This window comes from Sphaerisporangium aureirubrum, assembly GCF_042658925.1.
Lineage (GTDB): Bacteria > Actinomycetota > Actinomycetes > Streptosporangiales > Streptosporangiaceae > Sphaerisporangium > Sphaerisporangium aureirubrum.
The window spans coordinates 13,061-33,816 of the sequence record NZ_JBHSRF010000092.1 but is presented as its reverse complement, the minus strand read 5'-3'; the positions used below and the strand labels follow the sequence as shown (position 1 = coordinate 33,816).

General features: G+C 72.5%; 19 protein-coding genes. 9 read left to right on the top strand and 10 right to left on the bottom strand.

Features of this window, described 5'->3' with window-relative positions; genetic code table 11:
* A partial coding sequence (locus tag ACFP1K_RS35810; protein WP_380761913.1) for a cellulose binding domain-containing protein occupies window positions 1–413 on the top strand: 413 nt, incomplete at its 5' end.
* 146 nt (window positions 414–559) lie between these two features.
* On the opposite strand, the gene ACFP1K_RS35805 is transcribed toward ACFP1K_RS35810, so the two are convergent.
* From ACFP1K_RS35805 to ACFP1K_RS35785, 5 genes are all read right to left on the bottom strand, one after another.
* Window positions 560–1,228: a response regulator gene (locus tag ACFP1K_RS35805; protein ID WP_380761911.1), complete on the bottom strand. Its 669-nt coding sequence runs from the start codon at window positions 1,226–1,228 to the stop codon at window positions 560–562.
* 78 nt (window positions 1,229–1,306) lie between these two features.
* On the bottom strand, window positions 1,307–2,065 hold the full coding sequence (locus ACFP1K_RS35800) for a phosphatase PAP2 family protein (protein ID WP_380761909.1): 759 nt from the start codon (window positions 2,063–2,065) through the stop codon (window positions 1,307–1,309).
* Window positions 2,052–2,738: a phosphatase PAP2 family protein gene (locus ACFP1K_RS35795; RefSeq protein ID WP_380761907.1), complete on the bottom strand. Its 687-nt coding sequence runs from the start codon at window positions 2,736–2,738 to the stop codon at window positions 2,052–2,054. The genes ACFP1K_RS35800 and ACFP1K_RS35795 overlap by 14 nt, the downstream gene beginning before the upstream one ends.
* A 91-nt stretch (window positions 2,739–2,829) precedes the next feature.
* Window positions 2,830–3,723, bottom strand: a complete 894-nt coding sequence (locus ACFP1K_RS35790; protein WP_380761905.1) for a diacylglycerol/lipid kinase family protein — start codon at window positions 3,721–3,723, stop codon at window positions 2,830–2,832.
* 136 nt (window positions 3,724–3,859) lie between these two features.
* A complete protein-coding gene (locus tag ACFP1K_RS35785; protein WP_380761903.1) occupies window positions 3,860–4,597 on the bottom strand; it encodes a PP2C family protein-serine/threonine phosphatase in 738 nt (245 codons plus the stop codon).
* 137 nt (window positions 4,598–4,734) lie between these two features.
* Between ACFP1K_RS35785 and ACFP1K_RS35780 the strand changes: the two genes are divergently transcribed.
* Window positions 4,735–6,654 carry an N-6 DNA methylase gene (locus ACFP1K_RS35780; protein WP_380761901.1) on the top strand — a complete coding sequence of 640 codons (1,920 nt, stop codon included), beginning with the start codon at window positions 4,735–4,737 and terminating at the stop codon, window positions 6,652–6,654.
* A 38-nt stretch (window positions 6,655–6,692) separates the two neighbouring features.
* Window positions 6,693–7,586 (top strand): serine/threonine-protein kinase, encoded by an 894-nt coding sequence (locus ACFP1K_RS35775; RefSeq protein WP_380761899.1) that lies wholly within the window; start codon window positions 6,693–6,695, stop codon window positions 7,584–7,586.
* A 9-nt stretch (window positions 7,587–7,595) separates the two neighbouring features.
* On the opposite strand, the gene ACFP1K_RS35770 is transcribed toward ACFP1K_RS35775, so the two are convergent.
* Window positions 7,596–9,215, bottom strand: a complete 1,620-nt coding sequence (locus ACFP1K_RS35770; protein ID WP_380761897.1) for an N-acyl-D-amino-acid deacylase family protein — start codon at window positions 9,213–9,215, stop codon at window positions 7,596–7,598.
* Between the two features lie 206 nt (window positions 9,216–9,421).
* Here ACFP1K_RS35770 and ACFP1K_RS35765 point away from each other — a divergent pair, with 206 nt between their 5' ends.
* The 3 genes from ACFP1K_RS35765 (at window position 9,422) to ACFP1K_RS35755 (ending at window position 12,363) form a co-directional block, all read left to right on the top strand.
* Window positions 9,422–10,375, top strand: coding sequence for a TIGR03557 family F420-dependent LLM class oxidoreductase (locus ACFP1K_RS35765; RefSeq protein ID WP_380761895.1), 954 nt, complete (start codon window positions 9,422–9,424; stop codon window positions 10,373–10,375).
* A 609-nt stretch (window positions 10,376–10,984) separates the two neighbouring features.
* The gene (locus ACFP1K_RS35760) at window positions 10,985–11,587 is read left to right on the top strand and encodes a class I SAM-dependent methyltransferase (RefSeq protein ID WP_380761893.1); all 603 of its coding nucleotides are present in this window, start codon (window positions 10,985–10,987) and stop codon (window positions 11,585–11,587) included.
* A 110-nt stretch (window positions 11,588–11,697) separates the two neighbouring features.
* Window positions 11,698–12,363 carry a hypothetical protein gene (locus ACFP1K_RS35755; protein WP_380761891.1) on the top strand — a complete coding sequence of 222 codons (666 nt, stop codon included), beginning with the start codon at window positions 11,698–11,700 and terminating at the stop codon, window positions 12,361–12,363.
* Here ACFP1K_RS35755 and ACFP1K_RS35750 read toward each other — a convergent pair.
* Genes ACFP1K_RS35750 through ACFP1K_RS35740 form a run of 3 tightly spaced genes read right to left on the bottom strand, consistent with a single transcriptional unit; the run spans window position 12,319 to window position 14,521 of the window.
* Window positions 12,319–12,990 (bottom strand): type 1 glutamine amidotransferase domain-containing protein, encoded by a 672-nt coding sequence (locus ACFP1K_RS35750; protein ID WP_380761889.1) that lies wholly within the window; start codon window positions 12,988–12,990, stop codon window positions 12,319–12,321. The two genes, ACFP1K_RS35755 and ACFP1K_RS35750, sit on opposite strands and share 45 nt — an antisense overlap.
* Window positions 12,991–13,025: 35 nt before the next feature.
* Window positions 13,026–14,066, bottom strand: a complete 1,041-nt coding sequence (locus ACFP1K_RS35745; protein ID WP_380761887.1) for a phosphotriesterase family protein — start codon at window positions 14,064–14,066, stop codon at window positions 13,026–13,028.
* A gap of 23 nt (window positions 14,067–14,089) precedes the next feature.
* Entirely contained in the window at window positions 14,090–14,521 is a 432-nt protein-coding gene (locus ACFP1K_RS35740; RefSeq protein ID WP_380761885.1) for a DJ-1/PfpI family protein, read from the bottom strand.
* Window positions 14,522–14,728: 207 nt separating this feature from the next.
* On the opposite strand from ACFP1K_RS35740, the gene ACFP1K_RS35735 reads away from it, so the two are divergent.
* Window positions 14,729–15,841 (top strand): C45 family autoproteolytic acyltransferase/hydolase, encoded by a 1,113-nt coding sequence (locus ACFP1K_RS35735; protein ID WP_380761883.1) that lies wholly within the window; start codon window positions 14,729–14,731, stop codon window positions 15,839–15,841.
* A gap of 1 nt (window position 15,842) precedes the next feature.
* Here ACFP1K_RS35735 and ACFP1K_RS35730 read toward each other — a convergent pair whose 3' ends face one another.
* Window positions 15,843–18,551, bottom strand: coding sequence for an ABC transporter substrate-binding protein (locus tag ACFP1K_RS35730; protein ID WP_380761881.1), 2,709 nt, complete (start codon window positions 18,549–18,551; stop codon window positions 15,843–15,845).
* A 311-nt stretch (window positions 18,552–18,862) separates the two neighbouring features.
* On the opposite strand from ACFP1K_RS35730, the gene ACFP1K_RS35725 reads away from it, so the two are divergent.
* Both ACFP1K_RS35725 and ACFP1K_RS35720 read left to right on the top strand, forming a co-directional pair.
* A complete protein-coding gene (locus ACFP1K_RS35725; protein WP_380761879.1) occupies window positions 18,863–19,387 on the top strand; it encodes an RNA polymerase sigma factor in 525 nt (174 codons plus the stop codon).
* Window positions 19,384–20,544 carry a CU044_5270 family protein gene (locus ACFP1K_RS35720; protein WP_380761877.1) on the top strand — a complete coding sequence of 387 codons (1,161 nt, stop codon included), beginning with the start codon at window positions 19,384–19,386 and terminating at the stop codon, window positions 20,542–20,544. The genes ACFP1K_RS35725 and ACFP1K_RS35720 overlap by 4 nt, the downstream gene beginning before the upstream one ends.
* The last annotated feature ends 212 nt before the right edge of the window (window positions 20,545–20,756 follow it).

Here is a 20,756-nt window from a genome sequence, read left to right as displayed (position 1 = left end):
CCCCCACGCCGACACCCACTCCCACTCCCACTCGGACGCCGACGCCGACACCCACCCCGTCGGTCACCCCCACCCCGACGCCGACACCCACGGCCGGGTCGCTCGCGTGCCGGGTGACCTACCGGGTGACCAGCCAGTGGCAGGGCGGCTTCAACGGTGACGTGACCGTCGGCCTGACCAGCGGGTCGGTGACCAGCTGGACGCTGAACTTCGCCTTCCCCGGCAGCCAGCGGATCAGCAACGCCTGGAACGCGCGGGTCACCCAGTCCGGCGCCCAGGTCACCGCGCTCGACGGCGGCTGGAACGCGCGCATCACCGCGGGCGGAAGCGCCACCTTCGGATTCTCGGCCAGCGGGACGAGCAGCCCGCCCGCCGCATACTCCCTCAACGGCGTGGCCTGCTCGATCGCCTGAGCGCGAAGGCCACGGGCCACGGCCGGGACGGTCGCATTCCGCACCCCGTCCCGGTCACGGCTCCGTGGCCGCCACGATCGTGAAAACCGGGGCGGCCCGGGTGCCCGAGCACCCGGGCCGCTCCGTCGTATCGGCGTTTCGGCGTCTCAGGGCTGGAAGCGGTACCCCATGCCGGGCTCGGTGAGCAGATGGCGCGGGCGGGCCGGGTCGTCCTCCAGCTTGCGGCGCAGCTGGGCCATGTACTGCCGCAGGTAGTTCGTCTCCTTGAGGTAATTGGGCCCCCAGACCTCGGTGAGCAGCCGCCGCTGGCTGATCAGCTTGCCGGGGTTGCGCAGCAGGACGGCCAGCAGGTGCCACTCGGTCGGCGTGAGCCGGATGCCGTCCGAGACGGTCATGTTCACGAGGTCCACCATGTGGTCGCCGACCGGGATCTCGGCCAGCTCGGACTCGTGGGCGACGGCGCGCCGGGTCACCGCGCGGATCCTGGCCAGCAACTCGTCGATGCCGAACGGCTTGGTGACGTAGTCGTCCGCCCCGGCGTCCAGCGCGTCCACCATGTCCGCGCTGCCCGCGCGGCCGGACAGCACGATGATCGGGATGCTGGTCCAGCCGCGCAAGCCGTGGATGACCTCGACGCCGTCGATGTCGGGCAGCCCGAGGTCCAGGACCACCAGGTCGGGGTGCCAGCCGGCGGCCTGGCGCAGCGCGGTCCCCCCGTCGCGCGCCACTTCGACGTCGTAGTGCCGCGCGACGAGGTTGATGCGGAGCGCGCGCAGGAGCTGCGGCTCGTCGTCCACGACGAGGATCTTGGTCATGCCCCGCCCCATCTGAAGGAACTCGGCCGAGTGAGGATCATAGTCAAGCCGACTCCCCGCAGTCTTACCCCACGATACTCAGGGTGAGGTGCTCCAGCGTGCAGGCGCCCCCGGCGACACCCGACCCCCCCGCCTTGACGACGCGGACAACGCCGGCCAGCCGAGCAGGGCGTGGCCGGCCACGGCCACACAGACGAAACCGAGCACCAGGCCCCAGCTCACGTCGGTGAGATGGTGCATGCCCCGGTACAGCCGGGAGACGGCCACGACCAGCGGGACGCCGATCCCGATCGCCCACCACAGGGCCTTCAGCAGGGTGTGGCGGTGGGTGTGCAGCACGAGCACCAGGGCCACGCCGCAGTAGAAGCCGACGGCCGCGCTGGTGTGCCCGGAGGGGAAGCTGGAGGTGGGCGGGGCCGGGTCCAGGTGGCGCACCTCCGGCCGCTGGCGCTCGACGAGCACCGTGGCCAGCAGGAAGACCAGGTTCTGCGACCAGACCGCCACCACCAGGAAGACCGACTCGCGCCAGCGGTGGAAGACCAGCCGGAACACGATTGCCGTGACGACGGTGAGCGCGATGATCACTGGGGTGTCCGCCAGTGTCGAGCCGATGTCGGTGAGCGTGTTCAGCGTCGATGTGCGGTCCCCGGCCAGCTCGCGGTTGACCCCGATCTCACCGGCGATCATGGCGTGCAGGGGCCGGGTGATCAGCCAGCCGAAGCCGAGGGTCAGGCCCGCCAGCACCACCAGAGGTAACAGCACGAGGCGCGCGGCCCACGCCGCGACCGTGGTCCATCGTCCGCGGCGACCCTCGTCGCCGGTGTCACCTGTCGTCATGCGCTTTTCCCTCCGGTGCTGTCTGTTCTTCCGCCTCCGGCTCGACGCCCTCCAAATGGGGCTCGACCGGACGGCGCCCGCTGTCTCTGCGCCAGGTCTCGAAGGCCGCCGTGGTCGCGGTGACCACCGCGATGCCGAGGATCACGCCGCCCACCACGTCGCTGACCCAGTGGACGACGAGCGCCACCCGCGTGTACGCCACGCCGACGACGACCACCGCGCCCGCGCACCACAGCAGCGTCCGGGCGCGGCGGCTCAGGTGCGGCAGGACGAGGAGGATCAGCACCCCGGCGCCGATCGTGGCGTTGAGCGCGTGCCCGGACGGGAACGACGCGCCGGGGGCCACCGCGATCGGGTCGGGCAGGTGCGGCCGGGCCCGGTCCACCACGAACTTCAGGCCGAGGCCGAGCAGCCCGCCGGCGACCATCGTGGTCACCGCCCAGGCCGCCAGCCGCGGCGCGCCGCGGTACACCAGCCAGAGGACGGCGAGGGCCACCGCGGCCCGCCAGCTCTCCGGGGAGAACACGTCGGTCCACAGGTCCAGCAGCGTCACCCAGCCGGGGTGGTCCAGCGCCCAGGCGTGCAGCGTGGCCGCCACCCCCCGGTCCAGCTGGTACAGGGGCGGGAACGAGGTCGTCACCAGCACCACCAGCACGGTGAACGGGACGGCCACGAGGAAGGCGGCGGCGGACGCGAGCGCGAGCCGCGGCCCGAGCCGCGGGCGGTTCTTGGTTGTCGTGACGGACTGTGTCGCGGGACTGATGTCAGCCTTCCTCTCCGCCGGGCGTGCGCAACGACAGCGCGCCCGGCTTGATCTCGACGGTCAGGACGCGGGCCGAGCCGACCGGGTCGCCGTCGCACTCGTACGGCGTGGGCGGGTCGACCTCGATCCTGAGCCGGGACGCGACGTACCGCCGGGTTCCCGCGCCCTCGCCGCGGGACCTCGTCACCAGCCGGCCGAGCACGCGCAGCCAGTCCATCGGGGTGCGCGGGCCCAGCACGACCACGTCCAGCAGGCCGTCGGAGGGCTGGGCGTCGGGGAGCAGGCTCATGCCGCCCTGCAGCCGGCCGACGTTTCCCACCAGCACCATTCGTGCCCGGCAGCGCGGCTGGGGACGGCCGTCCACGTGCAGCGTCACCCGGAACGGGCGATCACGGAGGTGGCGCAGCAGGGTGCCCGCGTAGGCGAGCCAGCCGAGGCTGCGCTTGGCCTCGGACCCGGTGCCGCGCGCCATGGCGGCGTCCAGCCCGAGGCCGGCCATCACGACGAAGGGCGTGCCCTCCATCACCCCGACGTCGACGGGCGTCGTCCCGCCCAGGACCCCGACGCGGATCGCGTCCGGAAGCTCGATGGGGATGTCGAGGTTGCGGGCGAGCAGGTTGCCGGTGCCGCCGCAGAGCAGGGCCAGCGGCACGCCGGTGCCCATCAGGGCCTCGGCGCAGGCGCGGACGGTGCCGTCCCCGCCGGCGGCGAACACGAGGTCCGCCTCTTCGGCGAGGGCGCGCTTGGTCATCCCGACGCCCGGATCCTCGGCGGTGGTCTCGAACCACAGCGGCTCGTCCCATCCGTACCGCGCCAGCTCCGCCGTCACGTCGGCACGGTGACGGTCCCGCTCGGGCATCTTGAGCGGGTTGACGATGATCGCGGCGCGTGGCATGGGAGGGTCGCTACCCCGTTCGGCCCGCTTCGAACAGGGCCGACGCCGGCGACCCGTCGCACGACGGTGCCCGGCTCGCCGCGCCACGACTCGCCGTCACGGTGAACGGGGGCCCGGACGGCGGCGACGGTGTTCGTCAGGCCTGGGTGAGGACCTCGGCGACGACGCAGCTGATGTTGTCGGGGCCGCCGGCCTGGCGGGCCAGTTCGATGAGGTGCTCGGCGGCCTCGGCGAGGTCGCCGGCGGCGGTGAGGGTCTCGTGCAGGGCCTGCGGGCCGACGACTCCGCTCAGGCCGTCGGAGCAGATGAGGTAGCGGTCGCCGTCGTGGGCCTCGCGCAGCGACAGGTCGGGCTCGACCGAGCCGCTGCCGCCGAGGGCGCGCATCAGCAGGGAGCGGCGGGGGTGCGCGGCGGCCTGTTCCGGGGTCATCTGGCCGTCGTCGACCAGGGACTGGACCAGGGTGTGGTCGCGGGTGATCTGGTAGAGGCAGCCGCCGCGCAGCATGTAGGCCCGCGAATCCCCGATGTGGGCCAGCGCGATGGTGCCGCCGTCCCACAACATCGCGGTGAGCGTCGTGCCCATTCCTGCCAGCTTGGGGTCGCGCGCGGCCATATCCTTCAGGCGGTGGCCCGCGGCCGTGATCGCCGTCTCCAGCGAACCCAGCGGGTCGCCGCCTGGTGGATCGCTGTCGAGGGACGACAGCGCGGCGATGACGGTGGCGCTCGCCACCTCGCCGTGGCTGTGCCCGCCCATCCCGTCGGCGACCGCCAGCAGCCGAGGGCCGGCGTAGACCGAGTCCTCGTTCCGCTGGCGGCGCAGGCCGATGTCGGTGCGGGCCGCGTACCGCAGCGTCAGCGACACGTTGTTTGACATGTCCCTCAGTAAATCATTGGTTGAATGACTTCACAAGCATCTGTTGTGTGGATTCTCGCGGCACGTTGGACTACGCTGGCCGCAGGCGAGCGCGGCGCCGAGGGAGTGCCATGGGACAGCAGGGAGAAACGACGCCGATGGGACACGACGCCACGTTGAACGCGGGCGACATCGCCCGGCTCGCCGACGTCGGCCGGGCCGCGGTGAGCAACTGGCGCCGCCGCCACGACGACTTCCCCCGCCCCGTCGGCGGCACCGCCGCCAGCCCCCTGTTCTCCCTCCCCGAGGTCGAGGAATGGCTACGCCGCAACGGCAAGTCGTACGAACTCTCCCTCGGCGACCGCGTCTGGCAGCGCCTGCGCGCCTCCGCCGACGACCTCCACCTCGGCGACCTGGTCGCCTGCGCCGGCGCCTACCTGCTGTTCCTCCACCGCACCGCCGAGTCCCCCTCCCACCCGGCCACCACCGCCGCCGAGCTGGCCACCATCGCCGCCGCGGCCACCGGCGACCTCCCCGCCAAGGTCGCCTGGGACCTGCTCGACCCCCGGCTGTACCGCCTCCTCGCCGACCTGGCCGCCGAACAGGGCCCGAGCGCCGCCTTCGACCTCCTCTGCGACCGCTACGCCGAAGCCCACTCCCGCCAGCTCTCCGTCACCCGCCCCGAGCTCGCCGCCCTCCTCACCCGTCTGGCCGCCCCCGAAGGCCCCACCGTCCTCGACCCCGCCTGCGGCATCGGCGCCCTGCTGCTCCCGGGCGCCGGCCCCACGGGCGGGCAGGTCGTGGGGCAGGAGATCGACGGCACGGCGGCGGTGCTCACCGCCGTGCGGCTGTCGCTCGCGGGGGCGGACGCGCGGGTCGTCGCGGGGGACTCGTTGCGACAGGACGCGTTTCCCGAGGTGCGGGCGGACGCGGTGGTGTGCGATCCGCCGTTCAACGAGAGGGCGTGGGGCTACGAGGAGCTGACCGGGGATCCCCGGTGGGAGTACGGGCTGCCGCCGCGCGGGGAGCCTGAGCTGGCGTGGGTGCAGCACTGCCTGGCGCACGCGCGGCCGGGCGGGCTGGTGGCCGTGCTGATGCCCGCCGCGGCGGCGGGCAGGCGGCCGGGCAAGCGGATCCGGGGCAACCTGCTGCGGGCGGGTGCCCTGCGCGCGGTGATCACGCTGGCGGCCGGAGGGCCGGACCTGTGGCTGCTGCGCCGCCCCCGCGCCGGGGAGCGCCCGCCGTCCGCCGTCCTCATGATGGACGCCGCCGACGACGTGACGGCGGTGGAACCGGCCTGGCGCGCGTTCGGCGCCGACCCGGACGCGCCGCCGCCGGACGGCGCCCGCGCGATGCGCATCATCGACCTGCTCGACGACGAGGTCGACCTGACCCCGGCCCGCCACCTGCCCCGCCCCGGCGACGACCCGGCCCTCGGCTTCGCCGCGGCGCGCGAGCGGTTCCGCGAGGCCGCCGCCGCGCTGCCCGGCGCCGTCCCCGCCCTCGCCGTCCCCGCCGAGACGCGTGACCTGCCCGGCGCCACCGTCGCCGAGCTGGTGCGGGCGGGCCTGGTCACCGTGCACCAGGGCCCGCCGAGGCTCGCCGCCGACGACGGCGAGCTGCCCGTGCTGACCGCCGCCGACCTCGCGAGCGGCACCGCCCCCTCCGGCCGCACGCCGTACGACCCCGGCCTGATCATCCTTGAGGCCGGCGACGTGGTCGCGTCCATCGCCGGAGCGGAACCCGCGGCCCGCGTCGTCACCGAGGGCGGCGCCGTGCTCGGCCCGCAGCTCCACCTGTACCGCGTCGACCACGACCGCATGGACGCCGGCTTCCTGGCCGGATGCCTGCGCTTCGCCGGGCCCGCGCGCACCGCCTCCGGCGGCGCCAGCCGGGTCGACGCGCGCCGCCTGCGCGTCCCCCGGCTGTCCCTGGACGAGCAGCGGGAGTACGGCAGGACCTTCCGTGAGCTGACCGCGCTGGAGGACCGGCTGCGCGAGACGGCCGCGCTGGGCGAGAGCCTCGTGCGGCTAGGCTTTGACGGCCTGGCCTGCGGCCGTCTGCGGCCCCTCGCCTGACGGTGTATTTTTCCCGATGGATCCGCAGGGAGGGGCCAATGGTCATAGGCGACCGCTACGTGCTGGACGACCTGCCCCTCGGTCAGGGCGGCATGGGAGCGGTCTACGGCGGCCACGACACCCATCTCGACCGCAAGGTCGCCGTCAAGTTCCTGCGCTTCCCCGGCGGGCACGACGAGGAGCTCGCCAAGCGCTTCATGCGCGAGGCCCGCATCCTGGCCCGCCTGGAGCACGCCGGGGCGCCGGTGCTGTACGACTTCGGCACCTACGAGCAGCGGCTGTTCCAGGTGATGCAGTTCATCGAGGGCGTCACCGTGGCCGACCTCGTCAGCGAGCACGGGCCGCTGCCGGTCCCCTGGGCCGCGGCGATCACGGCGCAGGCGTGCGCGGTGCTGTCGGCGGCGCACGCGCTGTCCATCTGCCACCGCGACCTCAAGCCGACCAACCTGATGCTCTGCCCGGACGGCAGCGTCAAGGTGCTCGACTTCGGCCTCGCCATGCTGCGTGAGGCGGACGTGGCGCAGTTCACCCGCGCCGGGCAGATCATCGGCACCCCGGCGTACATGTCGCCGGAGCAGATCCAGCGCGGCGTGGCCGAGCCGCGCAGCGACCTGTACGCCCTCGGGTGCGTGCTGCACGAGATGCTGACCGGTCGGCGCCTGTTCTCCGGGCCCACCGAGTACGCCGTGTTCGAGAAGCAGGTCAACGAGCGGCCCGAGCCGGTGCCCGGCGTGTCCGGCGAGCTGAACACCCTGCTGTCCGGCCTGCTGGAGAAGGACCCCGGCGACCGCCCCGCCGACGCCGCCGCCCTGTTCGAGCGCCTCCAGCCGTTCGCGGTGGACCTCCCCATGCTGCCGGGCTTCCTCACCCCGCCCTCGACGCCGAGCCCGGGGCGCATGTACGCCCGCATCGTGGGCCGCGTCCTGCCCTGACCCCCGCCGTCAGCGCGTGCCCTCGGGGGTGCGGCGCAGCGCGCGTCCGGGCAGGGCCCCGGTATGGCGGCCCTCGGCGATGACGGCCACGCCGCCGACGAAGACGTACGGGATGCCGGTGGGCGTGCGGCACGGGTCGTCGTAGGTCGCGGTGTCGCCGACGGTGCGCGGGTCGAACAGCACCAGGTCGGCGTGGTACCCGGTGCGGATCAGCCCTCGGTCCGTCAGCCGCAGGCGGCGGGCGGCGCGGCCGGTCAGGTGGGCGACGCACTCCTCCAAGCCGAGCACCCCCTCCTCGCGCACGTAGCGGCCGAGGTAGCGCGGGAAGGTGCCCCACGAGCGCGGGTGCGGCTTGGCCGCCGCGAGCAGGCCGTCGCTGCCGCCGGTGTGCGCCGGGTGCTTCATGATCGCCCGGACGTTCTCCTCGTTGCCGATGAACCACACGCTCGCGGTGCCGAGCCCGTCGTCGATGAGCTGCTCGCGGAACACCTCGAACGGCGCGCGTCCCGAGGCGGTGGCCAGCTCGGCGATGGTGCGGCCCACCCGGCCCGCGAGCGCGGGCGAGCGGGTGCCGGAGATCCGGATCGTGTCCCACGAGACCGGGACGCCGTGGCAGCCGTCCGACCCCTCCACCTCCAGCACGTGGCGGATGCGCCCGGCCGCCGCGGGGTCGCGCAGCCGGGCCAGGATGCGGTCCGGGCCGCCCTCGCAGGCCCAGCTCGGCAGCAGGGCGGACAACATGGTCGCGGCGGGCAGGTAGGGATAGGTGTCCAGCGTGATGTCGCCGCCGCGCGCCAGCGCCTTGTCCAGCAGGGCCAGCAGCTCGCCCGCCCGGCCGGCGTTGGCCGGGAAGTTCAGCGTGGCGTGCGCCAGGTGCAGCGGGCAGCCCGCCGCGGCGGACACCTCGATCATCTCGGCGTACGCCTCCAGCGCGCCCGCGCCGTAGGAACGGTGGTGCGGCGAGTAGTAGCCGCCGTTCTCCGCGACGACCCGGCACAGCTCCACCAGTTCCCCGGTGTCCGCGTACATGCCCGGGGTGTAGGTCAGGCCGCTGGACATGCCGACCGCGCCCTCGGCCATGCCCTGCGCCACCAGCGCCTTCATCATGGCCAGCTCGTCCTCGCTCGGCGGGCGGGCGTCCCAGCCCATGGCGAGCATGCGGACCGAGCCCTGCGGCACCAGGTAGCAGGCGTTGATCCCCATGCCGCCGCGGTCCAGCCGGTCGAGGTAGCCCCCCACCGACCGCCAGTCCCAGTCGAAGCCCTCCGGGTCGCCGTTCCATCCGGCGAGGTGCTGCCTGAGCTGTTCCAGGGTGGTGTCGTCCACCGGCGCGTACGACAGGCCGTCCTGCCCGAGCACCTCGCAGGTGACGCCCTGCGCGACCTTGGCCAGGTGGTCGGGCGCGGTGAGCAGGGCGAGGTCGGAGTGGGCGTGCATGTCCACGAAACCGGGGGCGAGCACCAGCCCGTCGGCGTCGACGACCCGCCGGCGCCCGCCCGCCGACTCGGGGACGCCGCCCCGGCCGATCGCGCTGATCCGCCCGTCCTCCACGCCGACGTCCGCCCGGTACGCCGGGCCACCCGTGCCGTCCACCACGGTGGCGCCGCGCAGCACCAGACCGGCGGTCACGATCGCACCGCCCGGCCGCGCCGTGCCGCTCCCGTGCCCCTGGTGTCCCTCATGCACATCGCCGCCCTTCCGCCGTGCCCTCCTTCCGCATGAAAGCACGGCCGCGCGCCCCGGGTCAGGGCCCGCGGCGGCGGGCCGGGCCCTCGTTTGCCGGGATCTCTCGGGGTATGGGGCCAGGGAGCAGCGGAAACGCCGAGGAGGACGACGTGACGACCTTCGGATATTTCCTTTCCAGTGAGGAGCACGGCCCGAAGGAGCTGGTGCGGCAGGCCAAGCTGGCCGAGCGCGCCGGGTTCGAGGCGCTGTGGATCTCCGACCACTACCACCCGTGGCTGGACGAGCAGGGGCAGAGCCCGTTCGTCTGGTCGGTGATCGGCGCCATCGCCGAGGCCACGTCTCTGCCGATCACCACGGCCGTGACGTGCCCGCTGGTGCGCATTCATCCGGCGGTCGTCGCCCAGGCCGCGGCAACCAGCGCCGCGCTCACCGGCGGCCGGTTCCGGCTCGGCGTGGGGACCGGCGAGGCGCTCAACGAGCACATCGTCGACTCGCGCTGGCCTCCCACCGCCGAGCGGCTGGAGATGCTGGAGGAGGCCGTCGAGGTGATGCGCGAGCTGTGGTCGGGCAAACTGGTCACCCACCGCGGCCCGCACTACCAGGTGGACACCGCCCGGCTCTACACCCTGCCCGACGAGCCGCCGCCGGTGTACATGTCCGGCTTCGGGGAGAAGTCGGTGCAGCTGGCTGGGCGGATCGCCGACGGGTACATCACCACCGGCCCGGCGGCCGAGCTGGTCGAGCTCTTCCACGCCTCCGGCGGGAAGGGCAAGCCGGTGCAGGGCGGGCTCAAGGCCTGCTACGCCGCGGACGCCGCGCAGGCCCGCGAGACCGTGCACCGCTTGTGGCCCACCCAGGGGATCAAGGGCGAGGCGTCCCAGCTCCTGCCGCTGCCCCGCCACTTCGAGCAGCTCGCCGAGCTGGTGACCGAACAGGACGCGACCGCCGCCACGCCGTGCGGCCCCGATCCCGACGTCCACATCGAGGCGATCAAGCCGTACCTCGACGCGGGCTTCGACGAGGTGTACATCAGCCAGATCGGCGGGGAGCAGGACGCGTTCTTCGAGTTCTACTCCTCCAAGGTGCTGCCGAGGCTCCGGTAAACCGCGGCTCTGCTTTACGGGATCCTGTCAAGGAAGGGGACTCGCCTTTCCACGTGCCACGTCATGCGCCTGCGGGCTGGCAGTCCACGATCTTGGCGGTTGACCTCCACCGCCGACTTTTCTCTAGAATAATAGTCAAGTAAAGCGGACATGGTATGACATACCATCCCGAAGTAAGCACATCTTTGATCTCAGATGGCTTCGCAACTCCAAAACCCCGCGTAACCTGTATATGCTTTTCCCAGAACAATCCAGCGACCGGGCAAAAAGCGCCAAGCTCCCGGAAATCAAAAGCTCTTCGGCCTGACGGCCCGGCCCCTCACCGGAACCCCCGGCGAGCCCGAGCCCCCGGGCCGAAGACGGGCGTGTGCGCTCGGCGGTGGTGCGGACCGCCGACGCACGCGTCCCGCCCGCCCCTGGCACCGTACCTGCGTCGGCCCTGCCGGCGGGGTGGACCAAACCGCGTTCCTCGTAGTAGCGCGACGCCGACGTGTTCATACCGAGGCGCCGGGTGGCTTCACCGATGGAAATCAGCTCCGTGCGCCCATTTGACGTCAGGTCTGAAGCGCTTGTTGACTTCAAGGCGGCTTGAAGAGCTTGACTTACCATATGGAACCGACATCCTGGGTCACCGAAGGCACGATCTCCTCCCCTTTCGCCCGGCCGTCGGGGCTGCTCGGGCGTCTCGCCGGGTGGGCCATGGTGCGCACCAACCGGCGCCAGGAAGAGCTGCTGCCCCTGATCGGCCTGCGGCCCGGCGAGCACGTCCTCGAAGTGGGACACGGGCCGGGCGCGCTGCTCCGCTTGCTGACCGACTCCCCCGCCGAGCGCGTGTACGGCGTGGACCCCTCCCCCGAGATGCGCGCCCAGGCGTCCCGCCGTACCCGGGGCCGCGCGGAGATCCGTGAGGGCTCCGCGCAGCACACCGGCTACCCCGGCAGCCGTTTCGACTGTGTGATCTCGGTGAACAACGTGGCGCTGTGGCCGGACCTCTCGGGGTGCGTACACGAGCTGTCCAGGATCCTGCGCCCCGGTGGCCGCCTGGCCGTCGCGTGGCACGGCGGCACCACCCTTCCGGCCGCCGCCCGCCGTCTGATCCTGTCCGAGGACAAGCTGGCCCTCATCGAGGCCGCCCTGCGCGAGAGGTTCCCCGAGGTGCGGCGCCACGAGCTGTCCACGCTCACGGCGTTCGTCGCCCGCGCGGGAGAATGACACTGGCCGGATCATCGCACCATTACGAGAGCGGCGCTCTTGACAGTCCGCCGCCTTCCGGTGTTTGCTGCTCTCGATAGAGAGCACTGCTCACACTCGGAGGGTCTGTCATGTCCGTCACCCGTTCCGGCGCCGCCGCCCTGGCCGCCGGAGGCGTCCTGTTCCTGCTGTACCAGACGGTGCGGCCCTACACCGGCGAGACCGGGATGCGGGGCGCCGCGACCATGGCGTCCTCGGCGTGGGTGGCCTCGCACACGCTGGCCATGCTCGCGTTCGTCCTGGTGACGCTGGGGATGGTCGCGGTGCACGGCGTCCTGCGGGGGCGGGTGTCGGGCACGGCCGCCGTGCTGACCGGGGTGGGCGCGGGGCTGGTGCTGCCCTACTACGGCGGGGAGGCGTTCGGGCTCCACGCCATCGCCGCCCGAGCCCTGCGCGACGGTGACCCGAGTCTCATGACCCTGGTCGACGACTTCCGCTACGGCCCGGTGGCGATCACGATGTTCGGCGCCGGCCTCGTGCTTCTGGGCGCCGGCGCCGTGCTGGCGGCGATCGCAGCCCGCCGCTCCGGCGTCCTGCCAGCCTGGAGCATGATCCCCCTGGCCGCCGCGTCCGTCCTGCTGATCCCGCAGTTCTACGGCCCGCCCGCCCTACGCGTCGCCCACGGCGTGCTGCTCGCCGCCGGCGCCGCGTGGGCGGCCTGGCACCTGTTCGACGCCCGTCCTGCCGCTCGCTCAGCGCGGCTCGGACATGACGGCGTACGCGCGGTAGTTGGCTGAGCCGGGCCCGGCGGCACGGTTCTTCAGGATGGCGGGGGCGGGGAGGGCGGCGGTGGACGCCGGGGAATCGGCCGGCGCGGGCAGGCCGGGGCCGCCGCTCGGCGACCGCTCCAGCAGGGCCCGCTTGATCTCGGCGCAGAACTCGGGGAGATCGCCGGGCAGGCGGGAGGTGATGACGTTGCCGTCGCGGACCACCGGCTGGTCCACGTACTTCGCGCCCGCGTTGATGACGTCGTCCTTGATGACGGGGACGCACGTCGCCTGGCGGCCGGAGATGATCCCGGCGCTGGCGAGCAGCCATCCCGCGTGGCAGATGGCCGCCACGATGACGCCGAGCTCGTCGGCCTTGCGCACCAGGTCGACGATGCGCGGGTCGCGGCGCAGGTACTCGGGCGAGAAGCCGCCCGGCACGATGATCGCGTCGAACTGGCCCGCCTCCACCTCGGAGACGGACAGGTCGGCGCGGGCCGGGTAGCCGAGCTTGCTCGCGTACACCTGGTCGGTGGCGGGGGCGACGACGCGGACGTCGGCGCCCTCCTCACGGAACCGCAGCACGGGGTACCACAGTTCCAGCTCCTGGTACTGGTTCTCCGCCAGCACGGCGATGGTCGCCTCGGCCAGCTCCACTGGCTCCTCCTTGCGTGGGTCGTTGAGACGGCGGGTCAGGCGGGGATGGCGAGGATGCGGCGGGGGTTGTCGATCAGCATCCTGCTCACCTGCTCGTCGGTGAGGCCCTTCTTTTTGAGCCGGGGGATGAAGCTGGTGAACATGTAACCGATGTCGACCTTCTCGTTGGCGAGCTGCGGGTCGGACTCGGTCACGTCCGAGCGGGGGTTGAAGAACCAGCGGTCGTAGGACAGCACGAGCTGGTCGCCGTAGCCGTCCTCGACCAGGCCGACCAGCGCGTCGGCCATCATCTCGTCCAGCTCCTCGGCGGTGTCGACCCGCCACGGGATGCCGATGTGGTCGAGCTGCAGGTTGGCGCCGCGGCGGCAGATGTCGCGCAGCTGGACCGGGTCGGGGTTGACGAAGGCGTGCCCGATGATCACGCGGGACGGGTCGGCGCCTTCCTCCTCCAGGATGTCCAGCTGCTCGATGCCGGGGTTGGTGACGTCGTAGTCCATGGGGTCGGTGTGCGTGTTGACCGCGCAGCCCACCCGGGCCGAGGCGCGGCCGGCGGCGCGGATCACCCGGTCCTCGTAGTAGTGGATGCGGCGGCCGTTCGGCCCGATGGGGCTGGGCTTGGGCTCGACGCTCTCCTGGCCGGTGGCGATCTTGATGACGCCGGCCTTGTACGGGGTCTGCTGCCAGGCGAACACCATGCCCTCGGTGAGGTCCCGGACGAAGAAGTCGGTCAGCTCCTCGACGGTCTGCCGCCGCCAGTAGTACGGGATGCCCATGCGCTCGGGGAAGAAGCCGGTGATGGCGATGACGTTCATGCCGGTGCGCCGGGCGACGTCCGCCATGAGCTGGGGGTGGCGGCCCACCTCCGGCGGGGTCATGTCGACCATGGTGCCGTAGCCGAACTCGCTCATCCCGCGGCTGACCTGGGCGCTGATCATGTCGATGGTGGCGTCGTAGTCGAGCACGGTCCTGTGGTCGGTCTCGGCGCCCGGGTAGCCGTACAGCAGGTGCTCGTGGGTGAGGATCATGCCGGACCGCTCGGCCGGCACGTCGCCGAGCACGGTGCGCAGGATGGTCATTTCTTGCCTCGTTCCTCGGTGGCTCAGTCGGTCGAGAGTGCGCCGCGCAGCCGCCCGAAGAGGCCGGACAGGCCGTCGGCGTCCGGCGCGGTCAGCACCCGGTCGTCGTCCGGGAGGGTGCCCGCCGCGAGGGCGGCGCCGGTGCCGGTGGCCGCGACGAGGGCGCCCGCGGCGTGGGCGCGGCGCAGCAGGTCCAGCTGCGCGCCGGAGGCGGCGGGCTCCGCGCCGGTCACGCCGGGGACCACGACGACGTCCACCTCGGCGGGATCGAGGGCGGCGACGTCGGTGTCCGCGACGACCGGGTAGCCGAGGAAGCTCTCGGCCGCGCCGCTCTCGGGCCCGACGATGCGGACGGTGGCGCCCTCCTCGCGCCCGCGCAGCACCGGATACCAGAACTCCAGTTCCTGGTAGCCGGGGTAGGTCAGTGCGACGATCTGCCTGCCCTGCAGTGACATTTCGACGTTCCCCTCTCGGCGCCGGACGATCAGGCTCCGGTCACGTCAGGCTTCCTGGTTGTCAGACAGCGTAAGGGCCATCTACCGCGACGACAACACCTCTCGTGGGGAAGTCTGTGCTTGACTGTCGGCTTTGTGGTCTGCAACCCTCACACCTGTCAGGCAACCTGGATTCCTGACCACTGAACCGTGGAGGGTGATCACGGAATGGCCAGCACGGCGCGACCCGGCTTTCCCATCGTCCAGGTGGACGGCCCGCCCCGGCGTCGCGGGGAGCAGTACGGTGCGCTGGCCCGGATGCGCATCCGGCACGCCATCGACGGGTACGCGGCCACGTTCGCGCACTACGCGGGCTGGGACTGGGACACCGTGCGCCGCCGCGCCGACCGGTTCGCCCCGATCATCGGGGACTTCTCCCCCGCCTCGCTGGCCGAGATCCACGGCATCGCGGACGGCGCCGGGGTGGAACCCGCCGACGTGCTCGCCCTCAACACCCGCAGCGAGATCATGTTCGCGGCCCGCGACGGCTCACCCCGCCCGCTGCCCGCCGGGGAGTGCACGTCGTTCGCCGTGCTGCCCGAGGCCGCGGCCACCGGCGGCCTGGTGATGGGACAGAACTGGGACTGGCTCGGGCACGCCCGACGCACCGCCGTGCTGCTGCGGGTGCGTCGCGACGACGGCCCCGGCTTCGTGACGCTGGTCGAGGCCGGGCTGCTGGCCAAGGTCGGCATGAACGAGGACGGCGTCGGCCTCTGCACCAACACCCTGATCGGCGACGGCGACGAGGGACGGCTCGGCGTGCCGTACCACCTGCTGCTGCGCTCGGTGCTGGACAGCTCGTCGGGCGCCGAGGCCGCCGCGCGCGTCGCCGGGGCCGACCGGGCCGGCTCGGCCAACTACCTGATCGGCGACACCACCGGCTTCGTGCGCGACCTGGAGACCACCCCGACCCGCGGCGCCGCCCGGGTCGGCGAGATCGCCCCCACCGGCGGCGTGCTCGCGCACGCCAACCACTTCCTGTCCCCCGGCCTCACCGGCCAGGACGTCTACCTGCGCGGCAAGCCGCACAGCCTGGTACGCCAGCGCAACATCACCGGCGGCCTGGCCGCCCTCGGCCGCCCCGACGTCCCCGGCCTCCAGGCGACCCTGGCCGACCACCGCGACGCACCCGACTCGGTCTGCCAGCACCCCCGGGAGAGCACCCACCCCATCGAGCGCACCGAGACCATCGCCGGCGTGGTCATGGAGGTCGACCGCGGCGTCATGCACCTGGCCGCCGGGCCGCCCTGCACGGCACCGTGGCACACGCTCAAGCCGTAGTTCACCCGTCGGCCGGGCAGGGGAAGACGGCGCGCGGCGTGCCCCAGGTGGTCGCGGCAGGCTGGTCGGCGAGGTTCCCGCAGGCCAGCCGGACGACCAGGACGCCGCCCGGCTGGTCCTCCACCACGTAGACGGCCTTGCCGGGCGGGGACCTGTGGTCGTTGTCCAGCGTGAGCACGCCCGTGGCGCCGGGAAGCTCGTTGATCACCCGGGGGTTGGCGAGTTGCGTGTAGACCTCGTTTGACCCGAAACGCCCGTCGGTGTCCAGCGAGTCGGCCGCGTTCACCGCCGTGGAGACCACGTTGAACGCGTCGTAGCCGCCCGCGGCCTCCAGGTGCGGCGCCTTGTCGCCGAACACGCCGTGGAACTCGGAGATGAACTGCCGGAAACCGCCACCGCCGCCACCGGCGACGGCGTTGGGGTCGTTGAACAGGACAAGGAACAGCCGCAGGAAGGGATAGTCGTCCATCCGCTCGGGGTGTTCGAGGAAACGTGTCGACGTGCTCTCGGACAGGACCGCGATCTGGCCGCCCCGCACGCAGCGGACGTCCTTGCGCATCCCGTCGAACAGATCGGCCATCACCGCCGAGCGGGCGGCGTAGACCACGAAGCCGCCCGACTGGCGGACCTTCTCGCAGACCCGCCTGGCGACGTCGACGGTCCTGGTGCCGAGCCTCGGCCCCTCCCGGTACTCGATGGGCTCGACCCGCCCGGCCTTGTAGCGCTCCCGGAACTTCTCCTTCAGGTCGTCGCTGAAGAAGTCGTCGTCGGGGTCGAACACCACCACGGCGGTACGGCCCCGGCCGCCGGGATCGGGCCCGGTGCGGGAGCGCAGGTCGGGTGACCTGGCGGCGAAGGCGGCCATCATGCCGGCGATCCGGGAGTTCGGCGGGCTCACCTGGAAGTAGCGGGCCGGCGCGTCGCCGTCGGACATCCGGCTGCCGGTCACCCCCGCCGCCACCACGGGGATCTCCGCGGCGCTGAGCGCCTGGGCCGCCGCGAGGGACTCCGGCCTGCTCTGGGTGAGGCCGATGACGGCGGCGACGCCGTCCTCCTCGGCCCGGTCGATGATCTGCTGGGTGACGTTGGGGCCGGCGACCCCGTAGGCGAACTTCTCCCCGGTGTTGGCGATCAGCAGGCGGAGCGGCATGCGGTGCGTGCCCTCCTGGCCTTCGTCGCTGTTCAGCCTGGTCTGGGCGGTGATGGCCCCGCGGAGCAGGGCCAGCCCGTTCGGCTTGCTGGTGCCCGACCGGTCCTTGACGCTCAGCGGTGCGAGGAACACGACGGTCCTGTGCACCTTGCCCTCGATCTTGCCGTTCTGCTCGGCGACCATCTTCTGCAGGGCGCGCAGTTCGTCCACGCCCGTACCGGTGACGCCGTCCAGGCATTTCACGTCGTCGATGATCCCGACGATCTCCCCGTCCGGCGCCTCGACGCACGACGGCCTGAAGGAGGGGCCGAAGAACTGGAACCCCAGCCACGCGGGCAGTGCCAGGAGGAGCACCGTCAGGAACGGCCAGACCACGTCCATGCCGGTCGTGGACCGCACCGGGACCGTGACCCGCCGCTCCAGCGTCTGACGGGCCACCCCGTCGTCGTCCTTCGCGGGCAGCGGCGCGACGTACACGCCTTCCGCGGTGAGGTCGCCCGGCGCCCGGTGGTACAGGTCGTGCACCCGGTCGGCCAGGTCGGTCGGACGCTCGGCCTCCGGATCGGCGGCGACGGCCACGCGGACGGCGTAGGACGGCGGCTCGCCGGTGAGCGCCCCGAGCACCAGCAGCGGGCCGTGGACCTTGGTGAGGGCCAGGTCGGCGTACAGGTCGAGCAGCCGGCGAGTGGGAGTGCCCGCCTCGCCGACCGCGCGCAGCAGCAACACGAACGGCCAGCGCCGCCGCGGCCGCCGGTACCACACCAGAGTGGGCCGCGCGGCCCGGCGCAGGTCGTGCAGCAGCGCGGCGAGCAGCATGCGCGGCGGCAGGTCCGGGTCGCGGTCCCGGGCCCGGCCGTTCTTGGCCACGTCGAGCGCGGTGCCGAGATGGTCGCGGCCGGAGACGTCGAGCTGCCCGCCGGTCCATCGCAGACCCCACGCGCGCAGCCAGAGGCCGTACGCCCCGCGCGGCAGGAGCATGGTGATCGCCCGGAGGAGCAGCTGCCCCCATCCGCCGGTGAGCCCCTCTCCCACGCCGGTCGCCACCTCCTTGAACGCGGGGATCCAGGACCGGCGCTCGCACAGGTCCTTGTACAGGTCGTCGCGCAGCTTCCGGAACTGCACCTTCCGGTCCTCGCCGGGCGTGGCGGGGAAGCCGAGGATCACGCGGCAGGCCCGGTACCTCGGCAAAGTGAGCGGCCCGCTGCGCGGGGGCATCCGGCTCTGCAGCGTGGTGGCGACGTGCTCGATCAGGGCGATCCGCGGGTCGGGTCCGCCCGCGTCCTCGTCGTCGACCATCACGTGCGGCACCAGCCACGTGCTGTTGCGCCGCGCGGGGCCGATGAGCCGTCCGGCGTAGTACTCGATCAGGCGTGTCGCGCCGGCCGTCCCGCGCTCGAACAGGAGCGCCGGCAGCCGCCGGTCCCGGCGCACGAGCCAGAACCGGCGCTCGCGGGGCCGCCTGGCGACCACCGCGTCGATCTCCCCGACGAGATAGTGAAAGCCCCGGGGAGGCACGACGTCCTCTAATCCCCTGGCCCCGACGACACCCCCACCGAGCATTGCGCACCCCACCCCCGTCGCGGCCGGACGGCCGGCGACTCACCGCGCGGAAATCGTCAATGATCGGAACAGATGCTTTCCCCGCCCCTGCTCCGCCCCCGGGCGACTATAGCGATCAATAACCTGATTTGTTCGACATATGACCGCGATGACCTCGGATTACTCACCGTGAGTATTCGCATGGTGTCACTAATCAGGACACAAGATCGGGCCGTCTCGCGAAGATTCTTTTCGGGTGGCCGGTAACAACGTGGAACCCCGGACCATTTCCCGGTGTTAGAAGAAGACGCCCGGGACGAAGGGGGTGGGCGGTGGCGGACGACGAGGCGCGCCGGTTCACCAGCATGTACGACGAGTGCCGCCAACGCGTGTGGGCCTACGTGGTCAGCCGCGCGGGGCGGCAGATCGCGGACGAGGTGGTGAGCGAGACGTTCGCGATCGCCTGGCGGCGGTTGGACGACGTACCCGAGCCGGCACTGCCCTGGCTGCTCGGCACCGCACGCAACGTGCTGCGCGACACCATCAGGTCCGAGGCCCGGCGGGAGGCGCTGCGGGCCGAGCTGCGGTCGTGGACCGAGGGGGACGTCGCCGAGCAGGTGACCGAACGGCTCGGCGTGCTGGCCGCGCTGGCCGAGCTGCCTGAGGAGGACAGGGAGATCCTGATCCTCGTCGCCTGGCAGGGCCTGTCCCCCCGCGACGCGGCCCACGTCGTCGGCTGCTCGCCCGCGACCTTCCGTGTCCGGCTGCACCGGGCCCGCAGAAGGCTCGCGCAGCGCATGGAGACCGTCACCGTCGTCCCCGCCCGGGTGCGCAATCTCAGTGAGGAGTGGTCATGAACCCCATGGACCGGCTACGGGACGCCCGCCCGGCACACCTGGGCGACACCGCGATCGACGAACGGACCAGGGACGCCGAGCTGTCGTACGCCATGGCGCAGGCGCGCCCGGTGAAGACGCGGCGCGGCTGGGTGCGGCCGGTGTGGAGCCTCGGCCTGACCGGGGCCGCGGCCGCGATCACCGCGGTGGCCGTCACCCTGTCGGGCACCGCTCACACGCCCGGCACCGTCGCGGCCGGGCAGCCGCCGAGCGCGTCGGGCGCGCCGGCCGCCGCGACACCGCAGATCGAGCTGTCCGCGTCCGCCATCCTGCTGGCCGCCGCCGAGCAGGCCGACCGGCAGCCGGACGAGATGCGGGCGTACTGGCACACGGTCACCGTGACCAGGAGCCTGAGCAGCGCCGGCGGCTACAACGTCCTCGATCAGGGCCGCGGCGAGAGCTGGACGCCGTCCGCGCTCGGCGGGGAGACGTGGAGCCGCTCGCAGTCCCTCGGTGCGCGGCCCGCGACCCCGGCGGACGAAGAGGCCTGGCGGGCGGCGGGCTCCCCCGAGGAGATCCACGTCAAGGTGCCGGGCAAGAGGGGCGAGCTGATCGTGCCGACCAAGCCCGGACGGGTCCGTGTCGAGCACAGTCCCCTGTTCGAGGGGGACAAGGTGTTCTGGCTGGGGCGCAACGTCACCATGAAGGAGCTGCGCGACCTGCCGTCCGACCCGGCCAGGCTCAAGGCGTGGCTGCTGCGCGCGTACGGTGGGCACGGCACCGAGGGCGACACCCCGATGTCCTCGGACGAGTGGCTGTTCACGGTGGCGTCCGGCCTGATCACCGACATGCCGGTGACCGCCAAGACCCGGGGCGCGGCGTTCCGGATGCTGGCCAAGCTCAAGACCATCACGGTCGTCCCCGGCGTCGTCGACGCCGAGGGCCGTACCGGCACGGCGGTCGCCATCGAGCAGGCGAGCAAGGTCAAGGCGACCGACAAGACCGGCGGCGTGCTGCAGTCCCGCCTGATCTTCGACGAGTCCACCGGCCAGGCCCTCGGCACCGACAGCGTGGTGGTCCGTCCCGGCGGCTACCAGGCGGAGCTGGCTCCCGGCACCATCTGGCACTCCAGCACCGTCCTCAGCGCCGAGTGGACCGACACCAAGCCCTCGTCCTGACCCACCCTCCGCACGGTCCCGGCCCCTCAGGGGCCGGGACCCTGTTATTTCCGGCCAGGCGGCGAAACTTTCGCGGGACCTTCGGACTATTCTGGCAGGTCAACGCAGCTTAAACGGTTCCGAATCTCGAAACGTTTCTTGAATTCGTTGACATGTTTCAAAGACGTTTCGCAGAATGATCCCCGGTGGAGCCAAACGTCCCCAGCTCGACC